This window comes from Flavobacterium beibuense (assembly GCF_004151245.1).
In the GTDB taxonomy this organism is placed as follows: Bacteria; Bacteroidota; Bacteroidia; order Flavobacteriales; family Flavobacteriaceae; genus Flavobacterium; species Flavobacterium beibuense_A.
Genome location: NZ_JUIW01000010.1, coordinates 122,815 through 149,071 on the forward strand (window position 1 = coordinate 122,815; position 26,257 = coordinate 149,071).

General features: G+C 39.0%; 18 protein-coding genes. 11 read left to right on the top strand and 7 right to left on the bottom strand.

Annotated elements, in window-relative coordinates; genetic code table 11:
- The first annotated feature begins 3 nt into the window (after nt 1-3).
- Both NU09_RS14390 and NU09_RS14395 read left to right on the top strand, forming a co-directional pair.
- A complete protein-coding gene (locus NU09_RS14390; protein WP_129752003.1) occupies nt 4-2,013 on the top strand; it encodes a fumarate reductase/succinate dehydrogenase flavoprotein subunit in 2,010 nt (669 codons plus the stop codon).
- Between the two features lie 12 nt (nt 2,014-2,025).
- Nucleotides 2,026-2,784: a succinate dehydrogenase/fumarate reductase iron-sulfur subunit gene (locus NU09_RS14395; RefSeq protein WP_129752004.1), complete on the top strand. Its 759-nt coding sequence runs from the start codon at nt 2,026-2,028 to the stop codon at nt 2,782-2,784.
- Between the two features lie 53 nt (nt 2,785-2,837).
- Here the strand turns inward: NU09_RS14395 and NU09_RS14400 are convergent, their stop codons facing one another.
- Nucleotides 2,838-5,756 (bottom strand): triple tyrosine motif-containing protein, encoded by a 2,919-nt coding sequence (locus NU09_RS14400; RefSeq protein ID WP_129752005.1) that lies wholly within the window; start codon nt 5,754-5,756, stop codon nt 2,838-2,840.
- A gap of 385 nt (nt 5,757-6,141) precedes the next feature.
- Between NU09_RS14400 and NU09_RS14405 the strand changes: the two genes are divergently transcribed.
- From NU09_RS14405 to NU09_RS14425, 5 genes are all read left to right on the top strand, one after another.
- Nucleotides 6,142-9,078 carry a SusC/RagA family TonB-linked outer membrane protein gene (locus tag NU09_RS14405; RefSeq protein ID WP_129752006.1) on the top strand — a complete coding sequence of 979 codons (2,937 nt, stop codon included), beginning with the start codon at nt 6,142-6,144 and terminating at the stop codon, nt 9,076-9,078.
- Nucleotides 9,079-9,097: 19 nt separating this feature from the next.
- On the top strand, nt 9,098-10,582 hold the full coding sequence (locus NU09_RS14410) for a RagB/SusD family nutrient uptake outer membrane protein (protein WP_129752007.1): 1,485 nt from the start codon (nt 9,098-9,100) through the stop codon (nt 10,580-10,582).
- 14 nt (nt 10,583-10,596) lie between these two features.
- Entirely contained in the window at nt 10,597-12,051 is a 1,455-nt protein-coding gene (locus tag NU09_RS14415) for a glycoside hydrolase family 30 protein (RefSeq protein ID WP_129752008.1), read from the top strand.
- 61 nt (nt 12,052-12,112) lie between these two features.
- Nucleotides 12,113-13,528 carry a glycoside hydrolase family 30 protein gene (locus NU09_RS14420; protein WP_129752009.1) on the top strand — a complete coding sequence of 472 codons (1,416 nt, stop codon included), beginning with the start codon at nt 12,113-12,115 and terminating at the stop codon, nt 13,526-13,528.
- 400 nt (nt 13,529-13,928) lie between these two features.
- Complete coding sequence (locus tag NU09_RS14425) at nt 13,929-14,696, top strand: amidohydrolase (protein ID WP_129752010.1); 768 nt, start codon at nt 13,929-13,931, stop codon at nt 14,694-14,696.
- Here NU09_RS14425 and NU09_RS14430 read toward each other — a convergent pair.
- Nucleotides 14,683-16,335, bottom strand: coding sequence for an Ig-like domain-containing protein (locus NU09_RS14430; protein ID WP_129752011.1), 1,653 nt, complete (start codon nt 16,333-16,335; stop codon nt 14,683-14,685). The genes NU09_RS14425 and NU09_RS14430 overlap by 14 nt on opposite strands.
- A gap of 65 nt (nt 16,336-16,400) precedes the next feature.
- Nucleotides 16,401-17,084 carry a ComF family protein gene (locus NU09_RS14435; protein ID WP_129752012.1) on the bottom strand — a complete coding sequence of 228 codons (684 nt, stop codon included), beginning with the start codon at nt 17,082-17,084 and terminating at the stop codon, nt 16,401-16,403.
- 91 nt (nt 17,085-17,175) lie between these two features.
- On the opposite strand from NU09_RS14435, the gene NU09_RS14440 reads away from it, so the two are divergent.
- The 3 genes from NU09_RS14440 (at nt 17,176) to NU09_RS14450 (ending at nt 20,116) form a co-directional block, all read left to right on the top strand.
- Nucleotides 17,176-18,720 (top strand): glycine--tRNA ligase, encoded by a 1,545-nt coding sequence (locus NU09_RS14440; protein ID WP_129752013.1) that lies wholly within the window; start codon nt 17,176-17,178, stop codon nt 18,718-18,720.
- Nucleotides 18,721-18,804: 84 nt separating this feature from the next.
- Nucleotides 18,805-19,383, top strand: a complete 579-nt coding sequence (locus NU09_RS14445) for a hypothetical protein (RefSeq protein ID WP_129752014.1) — start codon at nt 18,805-18,807, stop codon at nt 19,381-19,383.
- A 7-nt stretch (nt 19,384-19,390) separates the two neighbouring features.
- Entirely contained in the window at nt 19,391-20,116 is a 726-nt protein-coding gene (locus tag NU09_RS14450) for a DUF2971 domain-containing protein (protein WP_129752015.1), read from the top strand.
- 142 nt (nt 20,117-20,258) lie between these two features.
- Here NU09_RS14450 and NU09_RS14455 read toward each other — a convergent pair whose 3' ends face one another.
- The 4 genes from NU09_RS14455 to lepA all read right to left on the bottom strand — a co-directional run bounded on the left by NU09_RS14455 (nt 20,259) and on the right by lepA (nt 24,658).
- The gene (locus tag NU09_RS14455; protein WP_129752016.1) at nt 20,259-20,540 is read right to left on the bottom strand and encodes a hypothetical protein; all 282 of its coding nucleotides are present in this window, start codon (nt 20,538-20,540) and stop codon (nt 20,259-20,261) included.
- A gap of 200 nt (nt 20,541-20,740) precedes the next feature.
- The gene (thiL, locus tag NU09_RS14460; RefSeq protein ID WP_129752017.1) at nt 20,741-21,802 is read right to left on the bottom strand and encodes a thiamine-phosphate kinase; all 1,062 of its coding nucleotides are present in this window, start codon (nt 21,800-21,802) and stop codon (nt 20,741-20,743) included.
- 62 nt (nt 21,803-21,864) lie between these two features.
- Entirely contained in the window at nt 21,865-22,305 is a 441-nt protein-coding gene (locus NU09_RS14465) for a response regulator (RefSeq protein ID WP_129752018.1), read from the bottom strand.
- 556 nt (nt 22,306-22,861) lie between these two features.
- Nucleotides 22,862-24,658 carry a translation elongation factor 4 gene (lepA, locus tag NU09_RS14470; protein ID WP_129752019.1) on the bottom strand — a complete coding sequence of 599 codons (1,797 nt, stop codon included), beginning with the start codon at nt 24,656-24,658 and terminating at the stop codon, nt 22,862-22,864.
- 570 nt (nt 24,659-25,228) lie between these two features.
- On the opposite strand from lepA, the gene dusB reads away from it, so the two are divergent.
- Complete coding sequence (gene dusB / locus NU09_RS14475; protein ID WP_129752074.1) at nt 25,229-26,221, top strand: tRNA dihydrouridine synthase DusB; 993 nt, start codon at nt 25,229-25,231, stop codon at nt 26,219-26,221.
- Nucleotides 26,222-26,257: the final 36 nt, after the last annotated feature.

Sequence of the window (26,257 nt, forward strand, 5' to 3'; positions counted from 1 at the left end):
ACTATGAAGTTAGATTCTAAAATACCAGAAGGGCATATATCAGAAAAATGGACTAAATACAAAGACCATTTAAAACTGGTTGCTCCAAACAACCGACCTAAAATTGATGTAATTGTTGTAGGAACAGGTCTTGCGGGAGCTTCTGCTGCTGCTTCACTTGGTGAAATGGGCTACAACGTAAAAGCTTTCTGTTTTCAGGATTCTCCACGCCGTGCACACTCAATCGCTGCACAGGGAGGTATAAATGCTGCTAAAAATTATCAAAACGATGGTGACAGTATTTACCGACTGTTTTATGATACGATTAAAGGAGGAGACTACAGGGCTCGTGAAGCAAACGTTCACCGCCTTGCCGAAGTTTCCGGTAATATTATAGACCAGTGTGTGGCTCAGGGTGTTCCGTTTGCACGTGATTACGGCGGACTTCTTGATAATCGTTCATTTGGTGGGGTTCAGGTACAGCGTACTTTTTATGCTGCAGGACAAACAGGTCAGCAGTTATTATTAGGTGCTTACTCTGCGCTTTCAAGACAAATTGGTCTTGGCCGTGTACAAATGTATAACCGACACGAAATGCTTGACATAGTAAAAGTAGATGGTAAAGCACGTGGTATCATTGCACGTAACCTGCTTACAGGTGAGCTTGAAAGACATTCTGCTCACGCAGTGATTATAGCTTCAGGTGGTTATGGTAACGTATACTTCCTTTCTACAAATGCAATGGGAAGTAACGTAACTGCTGCATGGAAGATCCACAAAAAAGGAGCTTACTTTGCTAACCCTTGTTATGTACAGATTCACCCAACATGTATCCCGGTTCACGGAACAAACCAGTCTAAGCTTACTCTTATGTCTGAGTCACTTCGTAACTCAGGACGTATTTGGGTTCCTAAAAAGATAGAGGATGCTGAAGCTATCCGTGCAGGTAAATTAAAACCAACACAAATTGCTGAAGAAGACAGGGATTACTATCTTGAAAGAAGATATCCTGCGTTTGGTAACCTTGTACCTCGTGACGTTGCATCCAGAGCTGCAAAAGAGCGTTGTGATGCCGGATATGGTATTGAAGCAAATGATACAAACGAAGGTGTTTACCTTGATTTCTCTTCAGAGATTATCAATAAAGGTAAACAGACTGCTTATGCTCAGGGTAATCATAATCCAAGCGAAGAAGAGGTAATTAAACTTGGTAAGCAATGGATTGAGGAGAAATATGGTAACCTTTTCCAGATGTACCAACAAATTACAGATGAGAATCCGTATGAAACCCCAATGAAAATCTATCCTGCGGTACACTATACCATGGGTGGTGTTTGGGTTGATTATAACTTACAAAGTACAATTCCGGGCTGTTTCGTTGCGGGTGAGGCTAACTTCTCAGATCACGGAGCTAACCGCTTAGGTGCTTCTGCACTAATGCAGGGTCTTGCAGATGGTTATTTTGTACTTCCTTATACAGTTTCTGACTATCTTGCTAACGACATCCGTACAGGTAAAATCTCAACTGAATTACCAGAGTTTGCTGAGGCAGAGAATAATGTAAAATCTCAAATAGATAAGTTCCTAAACAATAACGGTTCTAAATCGGTAGATCATTTCCATAAGAGACTTGGTCACATCATGTGGAACAAAGTAGGTATGGCACGTAACGAACAGGGACTAAAAGAGGCTATTCGTGAGATAGACGAGCTTAGAAAAGAGTTCCACGAAAATGTTTATGTTCCGGGGGCTGCTAACGAGCTTAATACGGAGCTTGAAAAAGCGCTTCGTGTTGCCGACTTTATGGAACTTGGTCAGCTTATGGCTATGGATGCATTACAGCGTAATGAGTCTGCCGGAGGTCACTTTAGAGAAGAGTATCAGGATTCTGAAGGAGAGACACTTCGTGACGATGTTAACTTTAATTTCGTAGGTGCCTGGGAATATGGTGGCAGCGATATTAATGCAGAGACACTTCATAAAGAAGTTCTTAATTATGAGTATATTAAAATTGCCGCAAGGAACTACAAATAAAATTCAACAGAAATGGCTTCAAAATCTATAAATATAAACCTTAAAATCTGGCGTCAGAAAGATGCTAAATCTAAAGGACAAATAGAGACTTACAAACTTGATAATGTTTCTACTGCCAGTTCTTTTCTTGAAATGCTTGATCAGCTTAACGAACAGCTTATCAACGAAAGAAAAGAGCCTGTGGCTTTTGACCACGACTGCCGTGAAGGTATTTGCGGTATGTGTTCATTATATATTAACGGACGTGCACATGGTCCTGCATCTAAAGTAACAACATGCCAGCTGCACATGAGATCTTTTAAAGATGGTGATACTATTTATGTTGAACCATGGAGATCTAAGGCTTTCCCTGTAGTGAAAGACCTTATTGTTGACAGAAGTGCTTTTGACCGTATCCAGCAGGCAGGTGGTTTCGTTTCTGTAAATACTTCAGGACGAACTATCGATGCTAACGCTACTCCTGTTCCTAAACATGACGCAGACAGAGCTTTTGAAGCTGCTGCATGTATTGGTTGTGGTGCTTGTGTGGCCAGCTGTAAAAATGGTTCGGCTATGCTTTTCGTTGGTGCAAAGGTTTCTCAGTACGCTTTATTACCACAAGGTAAAGTTGAAGCTACAGAGCGTGTACTTAACATGGTAAGACAAATGGACGATGAAGGATTTGGTAACTGTACTAATACAGGGGCTTGTGAGGTTGAGTGTCCTAAAGGAATATCTCTTGAGAACATTGCCCGTATGAACAGAGAGTATCTGTTTGCAAGTGTAAAATAAGAATCAGTTCTTATCGATATAAAAAAAGCACCCGATCAAGGGTGCTTTTTTTATTATTCATTTTCCTGTGTTTCTTCTGCCTCTTTTGCGATGCCTTCAAGAAAAGATACAAAGTTGTCTTCATGGTTTACGTTAAGCTTTTTACGAACCCTGTAACGGGCATTTTCCACACCGCGAAGGGAAATGTTAAGCAGGGGAGAGATTTCCTTATTGGTAAGGTCCATTTTAACGAAGGCACAAAGCCTTAATTCCCTTTTGGTAAGGGTAGGGTTTATCTCCTTAAGCCTCTCAAAGAAATTATGGTGTACTTTCTCAAAGTTAACATCAAACACTTCCATGTACTCTTCTCCAATTTTATGCTGGTTCAGCTTTTGGAACATCTCTAATATTTTCTTACGGGAGTCGTCGTTCTTAACGCTTTCCTTTAATTGCTTCAGGTCGTCTGTAATCTCAGAAAAGATGTCTTTTTTACTTGCAAGCAGCATGGTATAGTTAGCCAGTTCCTTACTTTTATTGAGTACGTCTTCTTCTAGGTGCATTTTGTCGAGGCTCATCTGTTCTTTGTCACGTTGCAGTTTTAACTGCTCAAGTTCCAGTTCCAGTAGTTTTTTTGCTCTCTGTGCCTCTTTTTGGCTTTTTAGATGGTCTCGTTCCATGCGGTTGCTTATATAGCGTATAATGGCAAATAAAAGTACTATAGCGGCAATTATATATAAAATGTAAGCCAGAGTGGTTTGATACCATTTAGGTAATATGGTAAAGTTATAAACGGCTTCGGTGCCCGATAGTCCGGCAGTGTTGCGGCTTCTTACCTTAAATTTATAATTGCCCGGCCTTAAGTGGGTATATTCCTTATAGGCAATGTTTTGCCAGTTAGACCAGTTTTTATCTACATTTTCCAACACATAGCTATATTGTACTTCGGTACCATGTGGCATTTTTGGTGTGGCAAACTCAAAGCGCAATATATCAGTTTGGTTGGGTAATGTAATGGGTTCGCTTTCGTTAGTGGTTAGCGGAAGCAACTTCAGTTCCTGATCTTTGGAATAGGAAATTTGGGTTAAAGTTGTGTTTATCCCGTTACTGTTCTTATTGTTTTCTATGTTGTATAAATACAGTCCTGTAGTGGTGCCAAAAAGGATAGAGTTTGAGCTTAGGCTCACAATGCACTCCATTCCCCTGTTAAAGCTACCTTTAAGGTTAAGGAAAAGATCTTTGTGAAGGGTAGGGTGTTTTTCGTCGGTAAAAAAGTAGCCTGCCTCATCATCCTGTACAAACCAGGTTTTGTTTCCGTACTGGGTTAGTTTTCTTGTGTTTTTTGTGCTGTCCAATATGGAGTTTAGCTGTGCATGAGGGATAAACTTATTCTGGGCAGCATCAAACCTATAAATGCCGGTATTAGTAGTAAAAACTATCTCGTTTTGCCAACGGGTCAAGTTTACGTTAAAAGAAGAACCAAGTCCGTTTTTATTGGTAAAATGGTCTACGGAACTAACCCTTTGATAAGACGGATTGATTCTTATCCTAAAGACACCTTTATACCCATGACATACCCAGTAAGTATCCGGTTCATCGGAGGCAAGTATGTCTCTTGAAGATTCATCAAATCCTGTAATCTTATTGTGTAGGATCCAGTTGCCTGAATTGTTTTCAAGAAGGTAAATCCCATTATAGTGTGAGGCCAGGTAAAATCCTTTCTTGTTTTTTACAGGTGTGACTTTCCAAAAACCACTAACGCCACCTATTTTTATAGCCTGTCCGTCCTCTATTTTAAATAATCCGTTATCATGCCCCACAATAATATCGCCTTCCAAAAGCTGTAAAGACCATGCCTGACCGTGCAGGTTAGGGACTTTTTTAAATTCCGGTGCCATCGAGTTAGAGTTTTGGCTCGAGTAATATACTCCCTGATTAGTTGCGAGGTAATATATTCCGTTATGTAACAAAGCATCGTAAACAGATGCCTTATTGAAAAGGTAAGTATAAGGTGATTTAAAGTCTATAAAGGCAAGGCCAATATTTTGCATGGCCCAAACATTATTTGAAGCGGTTTTATAAAGTTGATGTATAACAGCATCCTGAAGGTTTTGAAAAACACCGGGTGTTTTAAGTACTTCACCCTTATTGTTTATTACCAGTATTTTGGAACTAAGCGTGCCAAGGAAAATAGCATCTGAAGAATATCGGATAGCAGATATAACCTGATCTTTAGGCAGGTTGGTGAAAACATTGTTTAAAAGCTGCATTTTTCCGGTTTCAGGATTGGCATCATAGATATTACCTGATTTAACCGATACCAGTAGTTTATTATTGGCAGCGGGTAATATAGCAGCAATTTCCTCATTATTAAATTCATCGGCAGTAAATACCTGAACAAGTTCACGTCCTTTACTGTCAAGTTTTAAGAGACCGTGGTTTGCATCCTGAATGTAATAGTTATTACCTGCAAGATTAGAATAAATAAAAGAGGTCGAGGCAGGAATATGGGTTGCCGTTTTTCCGGTAATTATAATCAGTTCATCAAAAGCACGGCAAAGTATCTTATTGTTTAGCGAATGTATCTGCCATATGTTCTCAATGTTTTTGCCTTCCAGTTGAAGGTCTTCAATTAATGACCTGTAAAAGTATCTCCCGTTGGAGTCCTTCTGTATTGTGCCTATCTCATTATAACCACCGGCATATATAGTGTTGTTCGGAGTAGTTAGCAAACTGCGAACCGAAGAATTATTAGGCAGGTTTATTTTTTGCCAGTGTTCACCGTCAAAAATTATAACACCATCATTGTTGCCAAAAAAAATGGTTCCGTCCCGGTCTTCACACATAGCCCAAAACTGAGGGTCGGCATTAAAATCATTCCGGACGTACTGTTTTATCTTTCCGGAAAATGCCTGAAGTGCAGTGTCCTGGGTTTGTGCAAAAAACGATAAATGAAAAAAAATGACTGTTAAAATGTAAAAAATGTTTTTTTTCATGTGACGTGTTAAGAGTTTGTCATCGTGTTGTTAAATAATAACATACGAAAACGATGTAAAAATAGCTTTTTGAGGCCAAACAAAGCTATTAAAAAGATTGAAATTAGCAAGAAATATTTTTACATAAAAAATTGTCTTGTAGTTTTTTATAAAAAAAAAGTAACTAAAAAAGTAGTTAGTTTTCCTAAATGGTGTAAATAAAGTGTATTCAATTTTTTATAGGATACATTACATAATTATAATTTGGCGTCAATCAAAATTAAATCGAAAACGATTTCGGTTTTGCTAAAATTATTGTTTTCTCAATTTGGCCGTTTGGGAATACAAAAATGGAAAGTAAAACATTGTTTTTCATTAGTTTAAACTTAACTCTAACTTACAATCTATGAGATTCAAAAACTACTTAATTTTATTAGTGTTGTTTTTTTCGGCAGCAGCCTTTGCTCAGTCAGGGCAGGTAAAAGGTACTGTTAAGGAAGAAGCAGCCGGCTTGACCCTGCCGGGCGTTAATGTACTGGTTAAGGGTAAAGAAGCTAATACATCTACAGATATAGATGGTAATTTTACCATACAGGCTGTACCGGGAGATGTTTTAGTATTTACTTATATTGGCTATGCCACACAGGAAGTTTCGGTTATTGATAACAGGAATATTGATATCACACTAACCGAAGATGCTACCGAACTTAATGAGGTAGTAGTTGTGGGATATGGTTCACAAGCCAAAAAAGATATAACGGGAGCTGTTGCCACTATAGATGGTGAGAAGTTTGAAAACCGTGTAAACAACCAGGTTAGCAGCCTTATGCAGGGTCAGGCAGCCGGTGTTCAGGTTATCTCAAACTCAGGTAAACCAGGTGGAGGCTTTAGTGTACGTGTTCGTGGTACAAGTTCAATTACAGGAGGTAGCGACCCTATTTATGTAATTGACGGAGTTGTAACTTCTGATACGCGTTCTCTTAACCCAGCTGATGTAGAGAATATTTCTATACTTAAAGATGCTTCGGCAGCTGCAATTTACGGTTCTCAGGGTAGTAATGGTGTTGTAATCATCACTACTAAACAGGGTAAATCGGAGAAACCGGTTATTACCTATGATACTTATGTAGGATTCCAGACTGTATGGAAAAAAATTGATGTTTTAAACGCAGCTCAATACAGGGATTTAATGGAAGAGATGGGTAGAAATACTAACTGGGATTTATATACTGCCGATACAAACTGGCAGGATGAAGTGTTCCAGACAGGTTTCTCTAACAACCAACAGGTGTCTGTATCCGGTAAATCTAATAAAACATCTTACTACATGTCCGGTGGTTATGTTAACCAGGAAGGTGCTGTAAGAAGTGCACAAATGAAGAGAAAAACATTTAAAGTAAACCTTGACCAGGAAGTTACAAACTGGTTAAAAGTAGGTACTCATTTTAACTATGTTGATTACAATGATGTAGATGTTACAGATAACTCAGCTGTAAACCAGGGGGGTGTTATCCTTGGGGTATTAACTACTCCACAAAATATAGGTATCTATAATGAGAACGGTACTTTTACAAGTAACCCGTTCCAGGATTGGGAAAACCCAATTTCAAGTACCGATGCAGCACAAAGAGGCTATAGAAACCAGAGGGTTTTCGGTAATGTATATGCAGAAGTTGAGTTCTTAAAAGGATTAAAATACAGATCTGCTTTGGGTATTGATTTCAGTAACGCTAAAAGTGATTATTTCCTTGATCCGTACCGTACAAGCTATGGCCGTGCTATGAAAGGTATCAGCCGTTACCAGACATGGTTAAACAATTACTACAATTTCGAGAATACATTAACTTACAACTTTGATGTAGAGAAACACCATTTTGAGGCTCTTGTAGGTACAGTTTACCAACAATGGCGTGCAGAAAACAGCAGTATTGAAACAAGAAACTTTGCCGGCGATGCTATTACAACTCCAAACGGAGGTTCCCAAATTGTAACTGCTACTGCAGACAAAACAGAGCAGGTTAACTCTTCGGTTATTTCAAGACTTAACTATTCATTTGATGACAGATATTTATTAACAGCAAACTTCAGGGCAGATGGTTCTACAAAATTCGGACCTAACCAAAAATGGGGTTATTTCCCTTCATTCTCTGCAGGATGGAGAATTTCTAACGAGGAATTTTTCTCAGAAGTTACAGCAGTTAACGATTTAAAATTAAGAGCAGGTTGGGGACTTGTTGGTAATGATACAGGTATTCCTAACTATGCATGGTATGGTACTGTAGTGCCTGGATCTAACTATCCTATTGGTGGTGTTACTCAGCCTGGTAATTATCCGGGAAGAATTCAGAATGAAGACCTTAAATGGGAAGCTTCTGAGCAGCTTAACATCGGTATAGATGTGGCATTGTTTAATAACAGAATACGTTTCTCTGCCGATTACTACAAAAAAACAAGTAACGACCTTTTACTTGATGTGCCGATCCCAAGAGCTACAGGATTTAATTCTGCACTAATGAATGCAGGTGAAATTGAGAACAAAGGTTTTGAATTTGCAATAAGTTCTGTAAATATGGACGGCGAGTTTAGATGGACAACCGACTTAAACATGTCTTTCAACAGAAACAAAATTACCAGCCTTGTAGGTGAAACTATCTCTACAGGAGGAGTTGCCGGAAGAGGAGATGCAGTTCGCCTTGAAGAAGGCCAGCCTGTAGGAACATTCTACGGTTATGAGTGGGGTGGAGTAGATCCTGATACAGGTGATGTATACTATATAGGTGCTGACGGGCAGCCTACATTTAACCCTACAGATGATGACCGTAAGATTATAGGTAATCCAAATCCGGATTTCATTTATGGTGTTACTAACAATTTAAGCTATAAAAACTTTAACCTTAATATTTTCTTCCAGGGTTCTCAGGGTAACGATATTTTCAATGCTACAAGAATTGAGACTGAAAGTATGATAAACTCTAAAAACCAGTCGGCAGCAGTATTAGACCGTTGGCAGCAACCAGGTGATATTACAGATATCCCGAGAGTTTCAACAGATGGTAGTATAGCTAATTCAAGAATATCTACAAGGTATATAGAAGACGGTTCATACTTAAGGCTAAAAGCAATAACATTAAGCTACAACTTCACTAAAAATGTTACTGATAAAATAGGTCTTAGTAATTTAAGTATCTATACAACAGGAGAAAACCTGTTTACCATTACTAATTACAAAGGATTTGACCCAGAGGTTAACTTCGCAGGTAACAGTACACAGGTATACGGTATAGATTATGGAACATACCCTCAAACAAGAAATATAATTTTTGGTATAAGGGCATCACTTTAATTAACAGAACAGTATTATTATGAAAAATAAGAAAATAGTTTTTTCACTTTTATTGGCAGGTTTTTTATTCACTGCATGTGAAAACGGCCTGGATGATACACCTATTTCCCAATCCATAAAAGATAATGCCTATACATCGGGAGACCAGATTGAGGCAGCGCTTACAGGGGTGTACGAATCATTCCAGGGTAACGATTACTATGTATGGGATCATGTATTATTTTCTGATGTTCGTTCAGACAATCACTATGCAGGAGGAGATAATCCTGAGGTTTTCCAGATAGAGGCAATTAATGTTGAAACGGCAAACAGCAGGGTGCTTAATGCATGGGGAGCTATATTTAATGCCATTGCAAAAGCAAATGTGGTATTGGAGCAAACACCAAACGTAACCCAGCAAATAACAGAGGAAAGAAGAGAGCAGATAATGGGTGAGGCTTATTTTTTAAGGGCTTATCATTACTACACACTTGTTAGGTTATTTGGAGGCGTGCCAATCTTTACTGCGCCGGTCAACTCAGCAGATCCTTCGGTTACAAGAAGGCCAAGAAGTACAGCTGAAGAAGTTTACGCTCAGATAATAGAAGATTTAGAGACAGCAGCTTTAATGTTGCCTGATACATATGGTGATGATGCAAGCGTAAATAAGGCCCGTGCAACTAAAGGTGCAGCCTATGCATTATTGGCAAAAGCCTATGCTCAAAAACCTAACCCTGATTATGGTCAGGTAATAAGCTATGCAAACATGGTACTTACAAGCCCTGCAGGATATAATCTTATGGGTAGTTATGCTGAACTTTTTGACGGAAGCCACTACAACAATATTGAGTCTATCCTTGAAGTACAGTATTTAGGAGGTAACGAAGGTTCTTGGGGACCACAAATGCACCTGCCGCCATCAATAAGCGGTGATACATGGAGAAAGTTTGTTACTCCTTCTCATGATCTTGTTGATGCTTTTGATTCTGAAGGTGATGATATTCGTAAAAATGCAACCATACTTTTTGAAGAAGTAAGCTGGATAGATGAGTACTGGGGTAACGCTTCAGGAAGCTCAGTTCCTTTTGCTTATAAATGGAAAAATGCAATGGGATGGGCAAGTTCAGACCATATTTACCTACTTCGCTTATCAGATATAATCCTTCTAAAAGCAGAAGCTCACAATGCACTTGGTGATATTGCATCTGCAGAGACAGAAGTTAATAAAGTTAGGCAAAGGGTTAACCTGCCTGTACTTACGGCAGCACAAACAGCTTCTACAGCTGTTATGAAACAGGTAATATTAAAAGAAAGAAGACTGGAGCTTGCTCAGGAAGCACACCGTTGGGACGACCTTGTTAGAAATGGTGTTGTAGTAGAGGTTATGAATGCCGTTGATGATATAGATTTAAGAGATGATCAGCCTGTAGATTACAATATGGATGAGCATGAAATCTTCCTGCCTATACCTCAACAGGAAATAAGCAGAAACCCTAACCTTGAGCAAAACCCGGGTTATAATTAATAAAAAATGATATTATGAGAAAAACGCTCTTACTTTTAAGCCTAGTCGGTATGTTTTGGTCATGTTCAGATAATGAAGATGGGCCGGTAACACCGCCGCCGCCAGCCCAAAATAACGGTAATGTTATAGGCAGTGCTAATGTATGGGTAACAAACGGCAGTAAAGAAAAGCTTTTAAGCGGGCAGCCTTCTCTTAATATTTATGATAATAATGCGACCGACTATCCGTCAGTTTCAGTTGATTTCTCTCAGCAGTATCAGGAAATTGACGGTTTCGGTGCCGCATTAACAGGTTCATCGGCTTATGTTATCAGTCAGATGAATGCCACTCAAAAGGAAGCATTGTTAAAAGACCTGTTCAGCGAACAGGAAGGTATAGGACTTAGTTATTTAAGACTTACCATAGGTGCTTCTGATTTTTCCCTACAGGATTTTACTTATGATGACATTCCGGCGGGAAGTACTGATCCGAATCTGGAACAGTTTTCCATTGCTGAAGATGAAGCTCATGTAATCCCGGTGCTGCAGTCTGTATTAGGCTACGCTCCCGGTATTAAAATAGTGTCCAGCCCGTGGAGTGCTCCGGCATGGATGAAGGATTCCGGCAGCCTTGGCGGCGGAAGTTTAGACCCGCAATGGTATGGCGCTTATGGTGATTATTTTGTTAAATACATTAATGCTTATGCTAACCACGGTATAACCATTGATGCTGTTACACCACAAAATGAGCCGTTACACGAAACCGGAGGTTACCCTACAATGGGAATGACCGCAACAGAGCAGGCCGAATTTATAAAATCCAGCCTAGGGCCTAAGTTTCAACAGGCAGGGCTTGCCACTAAAATTATTGCTTACGACCACAATTTTGATCAGGCATCTTACCCGATGAATGTTTTGGGAGACCCTGAAGCTACCCAATATATCGATGGTTCTGCATTTCATGCCTATGGCGGAGATGTTTCGGCTATGAATCAGGTACATGCAGCCTTTCCGGATAAGAATCTGTATTTTACTGAAGTTTCGGGTGGAGAGTGGAGTACTGATTTCTCCAGCAACCTAAAATGGAATATTGGTAATATTTTTATTGGTACTACCAGAAACTGGTCTAAAAATGCCTTGTTATGGAATCTGGCTTTAAACAGTAATCACGGACCTACAAACGGTGGTTGCACTGATTGTCGCGGAGTGGTAACTGTAAGCTCATCAGGGCAGGTAACAAAAAACGTGGAATATTACTGTCTTGCCCATTTTTCAAAATTTGTGAGGCCGGGTGCAAAACGTGTTAACTCGTCCAATTTCGACAATTCCCTAAATATAAGAAATGTAGCCTTTATAAATACAGATGGTTCTAAGGTAATGGTATTGCTTAATGAATCGTCTCAAAACAGGACTGTTTCTATAGTAGTTGGGGAAACCAAAATAAATTATTCGGTAGAAGCTAATTCAGTAGCGACTATCGTATGGCAGTAAGCCGCATTTATCAAACATTTACAATAATAAAGTAGTGCTTGTTAAGCACTTTAATAAGATTATGCATAAAAAAAATACCTCACTGAAAAAGATTACTTTACCGCTTTTAGGCCTGGCTATGCTGGCCGGATGCGGATCTGCAGAAAAGAAAAATGATGCCGAACTGTGGCTAACCATGCCAGATAAATCGGTTGTTTTTCAAAAGCAGGAAAACTTTTTAATCAATCAATCAGAAAACCAAAACGTAATTACAATTGATACCTCAAAAACCTATCAGGAAATGGATGGTTTTGGGTATACACTAACCGGAGGGAGCGCTAAGCACATAAGCAATATGAGTGAGCCTGAAAGGGAAAAGCTTTTACAGGAGCTATACGGTACCGGTGAGGGTAGTATTGGGGTGAGCTACATCAGGATAAGCGTGGGAGCGTCTGATCTTGATGAAAAGTTGTTCTCCTATAACGATCTTCCTGAAGGGGAAACCGATGTAAACATGGAAAAGTTTGACTTAGGGTATGACAAGCAATATCTTATTCCGGTTTTACAACAGATAATAAAAATAAACCCTGATATTAAAATTCTGGGATCACCGTGGTCGCCTCCGGTTTGGATGAAGGATAACGGAGATACAAGGGGTGGAAGCCTTAAGCCGGAATTCTATCCTGCTTATGCCAACTATTTTGTAAAATACATTAAGGAGATGAAAGCTAACGGTATTACAATAGATGCCGTTACCGTACAAAATGAGCCCTTACATCCGGGGAATAACCCGAGTCTTTTAATGTTGCCTGAGGCACAAAAGGAATTTGTAAGAGATCATTTAGGTCCTGAGTTTGAAAAGAACGGGATAAAGACTAAGATCATAGTTTATGATCACAATGCAGACCGTCCGGACTATCCCATCACTATTCTGGATGATCCTGAAGCAGCAAAATATATTGATGGTTCTGCCTTCCATTTGTATGGTGGTACTATTGATGCGGTTTCTAAGGTTCATGACGCGCATCCGAATAAAAACTTATACTTTACCGAACAGTGGGTAGGGGCTCCGGGCGACTTTGCCAAAGAACTTAACTGGCACGTGGAAAATCTTATTATAGGCGCGCCGAGAAACTGGTGTAAAACGGTACTGGAATGGAATCTTGCAGCCGATGAGAACCAACAACCGCATACCGACAGAGGTGGTTGCGATCGTTGTCTTGGCGCTGTTACTATAACCGGTGATAAGGTAACAAGGGAGCCGGCTTATTATATAATAGCACACGCTTCAAAATTTGTACGTCCGGGCAGTGTAAGGATAGACTCTAACCTTATAGACGGACTGCCTAATGTAGCTTATAAAACACCGGAAGGGAAAGTTGTGGTTATTGTACAAAACACATCAGGAGAAGATAAAGCAGTAGCAGTAAATGCGGGAGCTAAAAATGCAGCGTTAATGCTAAAAGCAGGAGGTGTGGCAACGCTTGTACTGCAATAATATAAATCAAAGGGTTTGGTGCATGCAATCCTTGTAAAATGTTAAATGTAGCCTTAAAGAGTATATAGTTTTTTGTGAAAGCCTTAATTAAAGGCATAAGGATAATAAAGCTGTCCGCAATCTATAACAGTCAGGTATGCACTAAACCTTTTTGATGTTTAATTATAAAGAGATAACATAACTTTTTGTGCCGCTATTTTAAAGTAGGAGCTACATAATTGCAGGGAGTGGAGACCCTCCAATGATGACTTTACAATATTGGTCTACAGCTTAAAATGAGTTCTCATTTAAAGAATAGTTTATGTTTAGGTTAGTTACGGGAGCCGCGCTAAAAGCGCGGCTCTTTTGTTTTGTTTGCAGGAGTGATGTGCTATTTGTACTTTTAGTAAAAATAACTACGATGAACATAACCCTTCTACAAACGGCTTTGCAATGGGAAAACCACGAGGCAAACAGGCAGAATTTTACCAGGATAATAAACAGTATAGGTGAAGAGACCGATCTTGTTGTGTTGCCTGAAATGTTTGCAACGGGATTTACCATGAAACCGGAATTGGTCGCAGAAGGTATGGAAGGTGAAACGGTGCAATGGATGAAAGCTCTGGCTTCTCAAAAAGGTTTTGCCATAACAGGTAGCCTTGTAATTAAAGAAGAAGAGAATTATTATAACAGGCTATGTTTTGTGTATCCTGACGGTAGCATTAAAACCTATGATAAGCGCCACTTGTTTACCCTTGCGGGAGAGGATAAAGCCTATACACCGGGTAGTGAAAAGCTCATTGTGGAATATAAGGGCTGGAAGATATGCCCTCTGGTGTGTTATGACCTGCGTTTTCCTGCTTTTTCCCGCAATCTGGAGGATTATGATTTATTGCTTTATGTGGCTAACTGGCCTTCGCCAAGAGTACAGGCGTGGGATGCCCTTTTAAAGGCACGCAGTATAGAAAATATGTGCTATACAGCAGGTGTTAATAGGGTGGGTCAGGACGAGAACGGACACAATTATCCGGGGCATTCTCAGGTGTTAGATTGTTTAGGCAATGAATTGGCAATGGCATCAGGAGGCGAAGAGGTTATTACGCTATCGCTGGATAAGGAAGCCATGATGCAAACCCGAAAAAGATTTGGTTTTCTAAACGACAGGGATACCTTTACTATGGTAAAGTAATTGTTTCGATGGCATCCCAGTTTTCCCTAATGTCAATTTCCTTAGGCTTAATACCTTCAAGATAATAAAAGACTTCTTCAGGCTGGCGTTTTTCCAGATAGTTTCCGCTATCCCATTCGCGGTTACCGTTGTCGTCATATATTACCCTGACAGAATATTTATCGGCAGGAATGGCATCAAAAGCAATTTCATTGGCCTGACTTTCATTTTCTATATAAGCAGTTCCTATTACTTTGTCCTTGGTGTTAAAGATTTCCAGTATAAGAGGGAAACGGTTTATATTGCGCAGGTTAACGCGCAGGTTTCCGTAGTTAGAGTAAAGCTTTGTACTTACGGTATAGCTTAAAGTATCGTTTTCCTTTTCGTAAAAATCTTTAAGTGCTCCCGGTAAAAGTGTAAAGTTGTATTTTTGTTCTTCCTCTTTTTTAAAGTCAAATACAAGCTGTTGCTTTAGCTCATCATACTTAGTAGTATAAGGAACCGCTATCGAGTCCTTATTAATGAGTGCAATTTTGGTTGTGTCTATTTTTACAAGCGGTGTGCTGGCAAATATGGCAAACTTATCCCTGAAGTGCAATGTTCCTTTTTGAACCGCATCCACGCCAAGTGAATCGGTTGCTTTCATTTCTTTGGTTTTTACAACAAACTCCCTTACCGAATCATTTTTTCTTATCGAAACCAATAATGAATCGGCCACACTGTTAATGTCTCTTGGTGTCCATATCTGCAGTGAATCCTTTTCGGGAACCTTAGAGGTAATGGTTTTTATAAGTTCTTTTGTTGCTGCGTTTTTTACTTCTATGGAGACATCTCTGCCATCGCCTTCATATCCTGCAAAATAACGATTTGATGATGCCTGTACAGGTTTAAGTGCTTTAAAAGGCTTTTTCTCCATAAAGAGATTAAGTTCATAAAGCGAATCGTTAGGGATTGTTATGGGCTTATCAAGAAATGCAATCTTGTCGGAAGCAGGGTCAAATTTGTAATTGTTGTTTTTGTCTTTTAACGCTACAACATAGTACCTACCTTCCTTAAGATTTTCCAGTTTGTAATTTACCATGCTGTCTAGTGTGTTGGTTATGTAGCGTGGTTTTTCGTTATATACTATAGAGTCATTGTAGGTATCATTAGCCTCATAAAGCATAACCGTAACAAAATTGTCAGGTTTCTTTTCAAAAGCATCCTTTATTTTCCCGCCTAATGTAAGGGAGTCTATATAGGTTCCTGTAGAGAAAACGAATTTAAACTGTGAGTAAGGGTTACCTTCATTATTGTCGGTAATACTCTGCCCGAAGTTAAAACTGTAGGTTGTGTTGTCCTCAAGAGTATCTTTAATTTTTATGCGTATGTATTTGCTGGCACTCCCCATTGGGTAAATGGTAGGTGTGTTTTTCATTGGGGGTGAAATGATAAGCTGTTTGCTTATATCCTTTACCTTAATGTATTCGCTAAAGTTTATCAGAATCTCGTTGCCCTTAAATTCGGTAGACATATTGTCAGGGGTGCTGTATACCAGTACAGGAGGTATGGAATCTTTTGGACCACCGGTTATAGTTCCTCTTTTGGCGCAGCTATTAAGCGATAAAAGGGATATGAATAAGGCAAGTGTGATATAAAGCAGAAATCTGTTCCTGTACATATAGTATTCTTTAACAGCACAAAATAACAATTATATTTAGTGTAAATAAAATGTTTTTGTAAAATTTAAGTATGTGCATAAGCAATAGTAACAATGCTTAAGCGGCTTCCCGGTATTTTAAGCAATGCCCTGCCGCAAGCCTCGAGGGTAGCACCTGTGGTAATAACGTCATCAATTAATAAAAAGTGTCTGTCGTGGTGTGCTTCGGTATAAGAAACTTCAAAAGCAGAACGTGTAATCTCTGCCCTGTCTGATAATCCTTTTTTAGTTTGGGTCTTTGTATAGCTTTCCCTTAGCAGGATGTTCTCGTTATAGTTTGCGTTTAAACCTTTTGCCAATGCCCTGCCAAATTCGGTAACCTGATTATAGCCGCGTTCCCTTAGTCTTTTCTTATGCAACGGTACGGGAATAACATCGGTAACCGACTGTAATGCTTCTTTTTTTACTAAATCGCTAACATACAGTTCTCCGGCAAGTCTTCCTACCTCTTCATGTCCGCGATACTTAAGGTTGTGAATGAGCTGCTGTACTATGCCTTCCTTGTGGAAATAGAGGAGGGAAGAAGCGTGCTCCAATGGCAATCTGCCGTAAAACTTATTATAAGTTTCATTTTCAGGGTTAAGATGGTGCTGTGTGTAAGGCAGCTCATGCCTGCAGGTGGTACATAGTACAAATTCGCTATCTAACAGCGTTTCATTGCAGCCTGAGCAGGTTTTTGGGTATAATAAGTTGACTAAACTTTTGAACATGGTGTGGTTAACACAAAAAATATTTTGATTTAGGCTAAAGATAATAAAAGAGGGCATTTATATATACAATCGCTTTTTATATTTTTGCACCATGGCAAAACAGGAAGATATTTTTAAGAATGTAATTTCGCATGCTAAAGAATACGGATACATATTTCCGTCAAGCGAAATATATGATGGATTAAGTGCTGTGTATGACTACGGTCAAAACGGTGCCGAACTAAAAAAGAACATCAGGGAATACTGGTGGAAATCAATGGTGCAGATGCATGAGAACATTGTGGGTATAGATGCCTCAATATTTATGCATCCTACAACGTGGAAAGCATCGGGACACGTAGATGCTTTTAACGATCCTTTGATTGATAACAAGGATTCCAAAAAAAGATACAGGGCAGACGTTTTAATTGAAGACTATGCCGAGAAGCTTAACCAAAAAGCGCAAAAAGAAATAGACAAGGCAAAAGACCGTTATGGCGATGCCTTTAATGAGGAAGAGTTTAAGGCTACCAATGCACGTACTAAGGAGTACCTTGAAAAGAAAGATGCTATACTTAAGCGTATGGCTAACAGTTTGGAAACTGAAAATCTTGCCGATGTAAAGGCGCTTATCGAGGAGCTTGGTATTGCCGATCCTGAAACCGGTTCTAAAAACTGGACAGAGGTACGTCAGTTTAACCTTATGTTTGGTACTAAACTGGGTGCAGAGGCTTCTACTGCAATGGACTTATACCTTCGCCCGGAAACGGCACAGGGTATATTTGTAAACTTCCTTAATGTGCAAAAAACAGGAAGAATGAAAATTCCTTTTGGTATTGCACAAACAGGTAAGGCTTTCCGTAACGAGATTGTGGCAAGGCAGTTTATTTTCCGTATGAGGGAGTTCGAACAAATGGAAATGCAATTCTTTGTTCGCCCGGGTGAGGAAATGAAATGGTATGAATACTGGAAAGAAACAAGATTAAAATGGCATAAATCACTTGATCTTGGTGAAGAAAACTATCGTTTCCACGACCATGAGAAGCTGGCTCACTATGCTAATGCAGCTGCCGACATTGAGTTTAACTTCCCGTTTGGCTTTAAAGAGCTTGAAGGTATTCACTCAAGAACCGATTTCGACCTTAAAGCACACGAACAGTTTTCCGGTAAAAAGCTTCAGTTCTTTGATACGGAGCTTAACCAAAACTATGTGCCTTATGTGGTGGAAACATCAGTGGGTCTTGACAGGATGTTCCTTGCGGTATTCTCAACTTCATTAAAAGAAGAAACTCTTGAAGACGGTTCTACACGTACCGTACTTAGCCTGCCGGCTGTACTGGCGCCTACTAAAGCGGCTGTACTTCCGTTGGTTAAGAAAGATGGATTACCGGAAGTTGCCCGTGAAATTATAGAAGACCTTAAATGGGATTTCAATGTGGCTTATGACGAGAAAGATGCAGTAGGTCGTCGTTACAGAAGACAGGATGCTCTTGGTACTCCATTCTGTATTACGGTAGACCACCAAACGCTGGAAGATCAAACGGTAACTATCCGTCACCGTGACACGATGCAGCAGGACAGGGTAAAGATATCAGAATTAAGAGGTATCATCAACGAAGAGGTTTCGGTAAGAAACTGGCTGATGAAAATGAAATAAAAGAGAAAGGCTCCCAATTGGGAGCTTTTTTTATAGTATTGTGTAAGAAAATATTTTATATTTGATTGTTTAACAATACTTTGTATGGACAAAATAAAATTGAGTCTTTTTGATGTTTTTGTGTATATCCTTCCAGGATCAATAATTCTGATTAGTATTGATTTGATTAAAAATCCACATGAAGATTTTGCTACTTATGTTTTTAATTCCTCTAAAGATTTTAGTCTTTTTCAAGTAGCAATTTTACTTTCCTTATCCTATTTGTTTGGATTTCTGAATCAATATATTTCATATGAGGTTTTTAAATTTCTTGCTAAAAGGATATGGAGAAAAAGACTTACAGGAAAAGAAACAAGTATTGGTAAGTTAGAAGATAAGATTACATTAATACGACATTTTTCCCCTCAAAACTTTAATATCTTAAACATGTGGCTAGTTCTCAGGGGAATGTGCTATAGTTTATTCGTGGCTTTGTTGTTCCTTTTTTTAGTGGATTTATGTAGGGCTGTTCAGCTTAATTGCTTTTTTGAACAGTTACTTAATTTATCAGTGCTGCTCATTTCATTATTGTTATTTCTTAGAAGGTCCGTTAGATTCCATGAATGGGCTCATGGAATTATTAATAACTCAATATCACAGATGAGTGAGTTTAATAAATCATGATTAGTATATGAAATTATATAAGTATTATCCAGATAATGTGAATTCCTTCAAATCACTTTCGGTTCGTGGACTTTGGTGTCATTATCCTGATAAAATGAATGATCCTGCTGACTGTTTAGGGTATTTGGATAGAGATATTGCAGAGAAAGATATAAAAATTTTTAAAGACTATTTTTTAAAAAGTAAAAGCAATGACTTTACAAAAATAAAAGATTTTAGTAAAGATAAAATAGTCGATTTTCTCAATAAAGTAAGGAAAAAAAATATAGAGAAATTTGCTTTTTGCTCTTTAAGCGAAAGCTTTGATGATATACTTATGTGGTCACATTATGCATCATCACACAGTGGCTTTGTAGTTGAATTGGATTTTGATGAGTCACAGATAGATCATCATTTTCAAAAAGTAAATTATACTAATGTTCTGCCTGGATTGGATGTGAATAAAATTGCAAAATTCTTATGTGATGAAGATAATTCTGTAAATTGTTTTTTGGAAGACATTTCCTTAAAAGCGGAAGTTTGGGGAAACGAGAAAGAGTGGCGCATTTGGCGAGATAAACCATCATACTTTCACTATGAGAGATATAATATTAAAAATGTTTTTTTTGGTGTTAATTCAACTATTGAAACTAAATCTATTGTTGCTAAACTTGTAGGAGAATTAAATAAGGATGTTTTGTTTCATTTTATGAAGTTTAATCATAATCCTATAAAATTAATATATACTAGTTAGTAATTTTATATCTCATGTACTTATTGCTATAAACCGCATTTGCCTCCTAAACTTATGTTCATAGTAAACCCTTTCTTGTTATTCCATTTGCCTAAAGAAAATCCGTCGGAGGCGTCAGAGTGTGAACCATTGTTGTATGTATTTATGAGAGAATACTCTTCAGGGTGTTTTTCAGCATATACTGAAAAAATATTTTCAGTTGAATGTATTTTTGCTCCCTGAAAATATAGACCTGTGTGATTTTTATTGTAGTCAGATTTAAAAAGGTTGATGCAAAAGAAAAATCCTTGGTTTGCAGCGGTTCAGGTGTTTTTTCTATTATAGGTACTTCTTGTTTTTTCTCTATATCTGAAATCTCTTTTTTCTGGGCATAGGCGGAAATCGTTATAAGAAAAAGTATTAATGGTAAAGTTATCTTTTTCATTTTGAATAGTTTTACTATAAAACTAAAGCTTTTATTTCAAAATAAAAAACAAAGGGATTGTATTAACAGATTATATAATAAAGTAAAAGCTCCCAATCGGGAGCTTTTTATTAAGGTCTGTCATTGCGAACGAAATGTAATGGAGTGTGGCAATCTCTTTTTCAGATTGCTTAGTCGTGCCTCCTCGCAAAGACGGATGTTTATTGTTCGTTATTCTCGTTACTCAAAGCATTCCAGCCTCTTGCCTTTAGCTGTATTTTTGTGTTGGCACGTGTAATAAGGTGTATGCCTTCGCTTTCCTTTGTCATGTGGCCTATAACCGTAAAGTTAGGGTTGCCTTTAAGCTTATCGTAGTCATCCTGCTTAATGGTAAACAGTAACTCATAATCCTCACCGCCGTTTATGGCAACTGTGGTACTATCTATATTAAACTCTTCACATACATTTATAAACTCAGGGTCAAGCGGGATTTTCTCTTCATACAGGTTACATCCCACACCGCTGTTCTTGCATAGGTGAATAATCTCCGATGAAAGTCCGTCAGAAACATCAATCATCGACGTAGGCTTAATTTCAAGCGCTTTTAAGAGCTCTTTTACGTCTTTGCGTGCTTCGGGCTTCAGTTGGCGTTCAATAAGGTAGGTATAAGCGTCTAAATCGGGCTGGCTGTTAGGGTTTACCTTAAATACCTCTTTTTCCCTTTCTAAAACCTGTAACCCCATATAAGCAGAGCCTACATCACCCGTTAGTACTAACAGGTCGTTATCGTTAGCGCCGTTGCGGTACACTATCTCTTCGGCATCTGCCTCGCCTATGGCGGTAATGCTTAAAATCATTCCTTTTTGAGACGAAGTGGTATCACCGCCCACAATGTCTACATCATAAACTTTTGCCCCCAGTTTAATACCTTCATACAGTTCTTCCAGTGCTTCTACCGGAAAACGGTTAGATACTGCTATAGAAACCGTAATTTGGGTAGGTTTTGCATTCATGGCACAAATGTCACTCACGTTTACCACCACGGCTTTGTAGCCCAGGTGCTTTAACGGAACATAAGCCAGGTCAAAATGCACGCCTTCTATAAGCAGGTCGGTAGAAACTACTGTTTTCTTATCCTTAAAGTCAAGTACGGCAGCATCGTCGCCTATACCGGTAAGGGTAGAAGGCTGTTTTATTTCTATGTTCTTTGTAAGATGCTCTATAAGTCCGAATTCGCCCAGCTGACCTAAATCAGTGCGTTGTTGGTTTTTATCTTCAATCATTTCTTTGAGTTGCTAAGATGCAAAGGTACGAAGTTTCAAAGAAGTCGTAAAGCGCTATAGCTTTAAACACATAATTCAGGGTTGTAAGGTTCTGCCTCCTCAATATCCTGCCAAAAGGTAATTACCTCTTTAAGGGTTTCGGTAAGCTGATTAAGATCCGGTGTTTTATGAAAATAGCCCTGTACATTGCGCTTAAAGGCCTCTTCTATGGTATAGCCATTGCCAACTGTGGTAAAAAATATAAAAGGTTTGGTCTTTTGGGTAAGGTAGGGATCTTTACAAATGGCATCGCGCAGTTCGAACCCACTCATTTTAGGCATATTGATATCGGAAATCACCATAAAAGGGTTGATATGCTTCTGTTCAAGATAGGGAATAGCTTTGGTACTGTCGTTTATAAAGATCAATTCGTTAGGCAGGTTAAAACTTTTAAGGACTTCTCCAAAAATTAATATATCGTCCTCGTCGTCTTCAATTATAACTATGGGGCCTTCTTTTTTCATGATTCATTTATTTAGCGCTGCAAAAGTAAAGGGCCTGGTTTTTAAACCCATGCACATTAGGCTTTTGCTAACATAAAAGAGTCATAAAGTTGCGTTGTCCTGTTCTTAGGAGCTCACTGGTACGTTATCATTGCGAGGAGAAACGACGTGGCAATCTGTTTTAAATGATGAATTTTAAATTTTGAATGAGATTTCTCCTGTCGTCGAAATGACAGTATAGTATGGAACGATTAAATCGGACCCGATAACGCAATATAAGCCAGCAATAAAAATAAATAGAAGGATATAAGTGCAGAAATAACCCCTATGCCTATGTATTTGTAACCTTCCGTTCTAATCATCTTTATTCCTGTAGTTAAGCAAATAAGTGAAATAAAAATAAAATAATAATAACCAATATAATCCACTAATACAGACAGTGCTATGATTGCTATAAGCGTTGGAATAAATCCCAATACTATGTAGGGGAACTTGTTCATATATGCAATATAACAAAAAACCCGATGCACATGCACCAGGTTTCTCTATACTAATATCTCAATTCTCAATACTGAGATTAATCATTTAATTTAAGTACTGCCATGAACGCTTCCTGTGGTATCTCTACGTTACCTACCTGGCGCATACGTTTTTTACCTTTTTTCTGTTTTTCAAGTAGCTTACGCTTACGGGAAATATCACCACCGTAACATTTTGCGGTTACGTCCTTACGAAGGGCTTTAACTGTTTCCCTCGATATTACCTTAACCCCGATAGCTGCCTGAATAGGAATATCAAACTGTTGGCGCGGTATAAGCTCCTTAAGTTTTTCACACATCTTTTTACCGATGTTGTAAGCGTTATCCTCGTGGATAAGAGCCGAAAGGGCATCTACCGGCTGTGCGTTAAGAAGTACATCCAAGCGTACAAGCTTAGAAGTACGCATACCTATAGGGTGGTAGTCAAACGAGGCATACCCCTTAGATACTGTTTTTAACCTGTCGTAAAAGTCGAATACAATCTCAGCAAGCGGCATATCAAAAGTAAGCTCCACACGTTCTGTTGTAAGATACGTTTGGTTAGTAATCAAACCACGTTTTTCTATACAAAGGCTCATTACGTTTCCTACAAAGTCGCTCTTTGTAATAATCGTGGCCTTAATGTAAGGTTCCTCTACGTGATCCAGTTTAGAAGGCTCCGGTAAGTCCGAAGGGTTGTTTACTATAATTGCATTTTCAGGATCTTTCTTAGTGTAGGCATGGTACGATACGTTGGGAACAGTAGTAATTACGGTCATGTCAAACTCACGTTCCAAACGCTCCTGGATAATCTCCATGTGAAGCATTCCTAAGAATCCGCATCGGAAACCAAAACCAAGGGCTGCCGAACTTTCGGGAGCAAAAACAAGGGAAGCATCATTTAACTGAAGCTTTTCCATCGAGTTTCTAAGCTCTTCATAATCTTCGGTGTCTACCGGATAAATACCCGCAAATACCATCGGTTTTACGTTCTCAAAACCGGCAATCATATTTTGGGTTGGCGTTTTAGCATCGGTAATGGTATCACCCACTTTTACCTCTCTTGCTTCCTTAATACCCGAGATAAGATAACCTACGTCACCTGTTTTTATCTCCTGTTTAGGAACCTGGTTCAGCTTAAGCGTACCAATTTCGTCGGCAAAATATTCTTTGCCTGTTGCCATAAACTTAACTTTTTGTCCTTTGCTTATAGAACCGTTGATTACCCTGAATATAACTTCAATACCACGGAAAGGGTTATAAACCGAGTCAAAGATAAGCGCCTGTAACGGCTCTTCCGGATCACCTTTAGGTGCCGGTATTCGGTCAATAATTGCTTCTAATATTTTGTCTACCCCAAAACCGGTTTTACCGCTGGCAGGAATAATGTCTTCAAGTTTACAGCCTAAAAGGTCTACGATATCGTCACTTACCTCTTCCGGATTGGCGCTTGGTAAGTCTACCTTGTTAAGTACCGGAATAATTTCAAGATCGTTTTCCAGCGCAAGGTAAAGGTTAGATATTGTTTGTGCCTGTATGCTTTGTGCAGCATCTACAATAAGTAAAGCTCCTTCACACGCGGCAATGGAACGCGATACCTCATAAGAGAAGTCTACGTGGCCAGGAGTGTCGATAAGGTTAAGGGTGTATTTTTCGCCATTATGCATGTAATCCATTTGTATGGCATGGCTTTTAATGGTAATACCCCTTTCGCGCTCAAGGTCCATATTGTCCAGTAACTGTGCCTGCTGCTCGCGTGCAGTAACAGTTTGTGTGGCGTCTAAAAGCCTGTCGGCCAGGGTACTTTTACCGTGGTCAATGTGGGCAATAATACAAAAGTTCCTAATATTCTTCATCTTCGTTCAGTATCAGTTTAATATACCTTTTGCCCAGTATTCGTGTAAAATATGCGGCCTTTAGTAAAGGTAGTGAATTAATCGGCAAATATAGTTAAAGTTAGCAAGTTGCAAAGCAGGATTTTCTAAATAAAAAAGCAGCACATGCTTTAACCCATGTGCTGCAACTATAAGGGGGGATTTAGGTTACCAACGAATGCTTTATTTCTGTTCCTTGCTTTAACGGATGGAGGCATATCCATCATCGGGTTTTTCAGGAAATACATTCATTGATATGAATGTATACGAAGGAAAATTGTTTATGGTTTTCCTCAAAGTTGAAAAAATAAAAACCGGACATGCCATGGAGGGAAGACACGTCCGGTTTAATATGTAAAATTTAGCTGTTTTTTATACCCTTAAAATTCCATTGGGGGCTTATGGCGTTTTAAAGATGGCGCAAATGTAATACGCTCGTTTCTATTATCATAAAAAAATATAATTGTTTTTATTTATGGTGTTATTGGGTTTGCTTATGGTGCTTAATTCCCATATCGTGAAAATGTTGTAATTTTGCACAAAATGAAGAAGATGGTTAAGATTGGTAATATAGAACTGCCTGAATTTCCACTGTTGTTAGCTCCTATGGAGGACGTGAGCGATCCGCCATTCCGCAGGTTATGCAAACAGCATGGTGCCGATTTAATGTATAGCGAGTTTATCTCATCTGAGGGGCTTATTCGTGATGCGATAAAAAGCCGCCAGAAGCTGGATATATTTGACTATGAGAGGCCTATAGGGATTCAGATATTTGGGGGAGACGAAGAAGCTATGGCTATGAGTGCCAGAATAGTGGAAACGGTAAATCCGGATATAGTTGATATTAACTTTGGCTGCCCGGTAAAAAAGGTGGTTTGTAAAGGTGCGGGAGCCGGGGTTTTAAAGGATATAGACCTTATGGTGCGCCTTACCAAAGCTGTGGTAGACAGTACCCATCTTCCGGTAACGGTAAAAACCCGTTTGGGCTGGGATGAAGATTCCATTAATATTTATGAAGTGGCCGAGAGGTTACAGGATGTAGGTATTAAAGCCTTAACCATACACGGGCGTACCCGTGCACAGATGTACAAAGGTGAAGCCGACTGGGCTCCTATTGCTAAGGTGAAAAACAACCCCCGTATAAATATTCCTATTTTTGGTAACGGAGATATAGACAGTCCTGAAAAGGCACTTAAATACAGAAATGAATACGGACTTGACGGTATCATGATAGGCCGTGCGGCTATCGGGTATCCGTGGATATTCAATCAGATAAAACATTACTTCGCAACGGGCGAACACCTGCCGGAACCAACTGTTGAAGACCGTGTGGAAGCAGCACGTAATCACCTTAAATGGTCTATAGACTGGAAAGGTGAAAGAGTAGGGGTGTTTGAAACACGCAGGCACTATACCAATTACTTTAAAGGTATTCACGGCTTTAAGGAATACAGGCAACGAATGGTATCTAATGATAAACCGGAAGATGTATATGCCGTGTTTGATGAGGTACTTGAAAAATTTGCCGATTATAAAATGGTATAATAAAGCATTACAGATAAAAAACGAAAAGGCTCAGCA

Excerpts from the sequence above, each read along its gene's own strand:
- NU09_RS14390 (WP_129752003.1), top strand. The coding sequence starts at position 4 with ATGAAGTTAGATTCTAAAATACCAGAAGGGCATATATCAGAAAAATGG.
- NU09_RS14395 (WP_129752004.1), top strand. The coding sequence starts at position 2,026 with ATGGCTTCAAAATCTATAAATATAAACCTTAAAATCTGGCGTCAGAAA.
- NU09_RS14400 (WP_129752005.1), bottom strand. The coding sequence starts at position 5,756 with ATGAAAAAAAACATTTTTTACATTTTAACAGTCATTTTTTTTCATTTA.
- NU09_RS14405 (WP_129752006.1), top strand. The coding sequence starts at position 6,142 with ATGAGATTCAAAAACTACTTAATTTTATTAGTGTTGTTTTTTTCGGCA.
- NU09_RS14410 (WP_129752007.1), top strand. The coding sequence starts at position 9,098 with ATGAAAAATAAGAAAATAGTTTTTTCACTTTTATTGGCAGGTTTTTTA.
- NU09_RS14415 (WP_129752008.1), top strand. The coding sequence starts at position 10,597 with ATGAGAAAAACGCTCTTACTTTTAAGCCTAGTCGGTATGTTTTGGTCA.
- NU09_RS14420 (WP_129752009.1), top strand. The coding sequence starts at position 12,113 with ATGCATAAAAAAAATACCTCACTGAAAAAGATTACTTTACCGCTTTTA.
- NU09_RS14425 (WP_129752010.1), top strand. The coding sequence starts at position 13,929 with ATGAACATAACCCTTCTACAAACGGCTTTGCAATGGGAAAACCACGAG.
- NU09_RS14430 (WP_129752011.1), bottom strand. The coding sequence starts at position 16,335 with ATGTACAGGAACAGATTTCTGCTTTATATCACACTTGCCTTATTCATA.
- NU09_RS14435 (WP_129752012.1), bottom strand. The coding sequence starts at position 17,084 with ATGTTCAAAAGTTTAGTCAACTTATTATACCCAAAAACCTGCTCAGGC.
- NU09_RS14440 (WP_129752013.1), top strand. The coding sequence starts at position 17,176 with ATGGCAAAACAGGAAGATATTTTTAAGAATGTAATTTCGCATGCTAAA.
- NU09_RS14445 (WP_129752014.1), top strand. The coding sequence starts at position 18,805 with ATGGACAAAATAAAATTGAGTCTTTTTGATGTTTTTGTGTATATCCTT.
- NU09_RS14450 (WP_129752015.1), top strand. The coding sequence starts at position 19,391 with ATGAAATTATATAAGTATTATCCAGATAATGTGAATTCCTTCAAATCA.
- NU09_RS14455 (WP_129752016.1), bottom strand. The coding sequence starts at position 20,540 with ATGAAAAAGATAACTTTACCATTAATACTTTTTCTTATAACGATTTCC.
- thiL (WP_129752017.1), bottom strand. The coding sequence starts at position 21,802 with ATGATTGAAGATAAAAACCAACAACGCACTGATTTAGGTCAGCTGGGC.
- NU09_RS14465 (WP_129752018.1), bottom strand. The coding sequence starts at position 22,305 with ATGAAAAAAGAAGGCCCCATAGTTATAATTGAAGACGACGAGGACGAT.
- lepA (WP_129752019.1), bottom strand. The coding sequence starts at position 24,658 with ATGAAGAATATTAGGAACTTTTGTATTATTGCCCACATTGACCACGGT.
- dusB (WP_129752074.1), top strand. The coding sequence starts at position 25,229 with ATGGTTAAGATTGGTAATATAGAACTGCCTGAATTTCCACTGTTGTTA.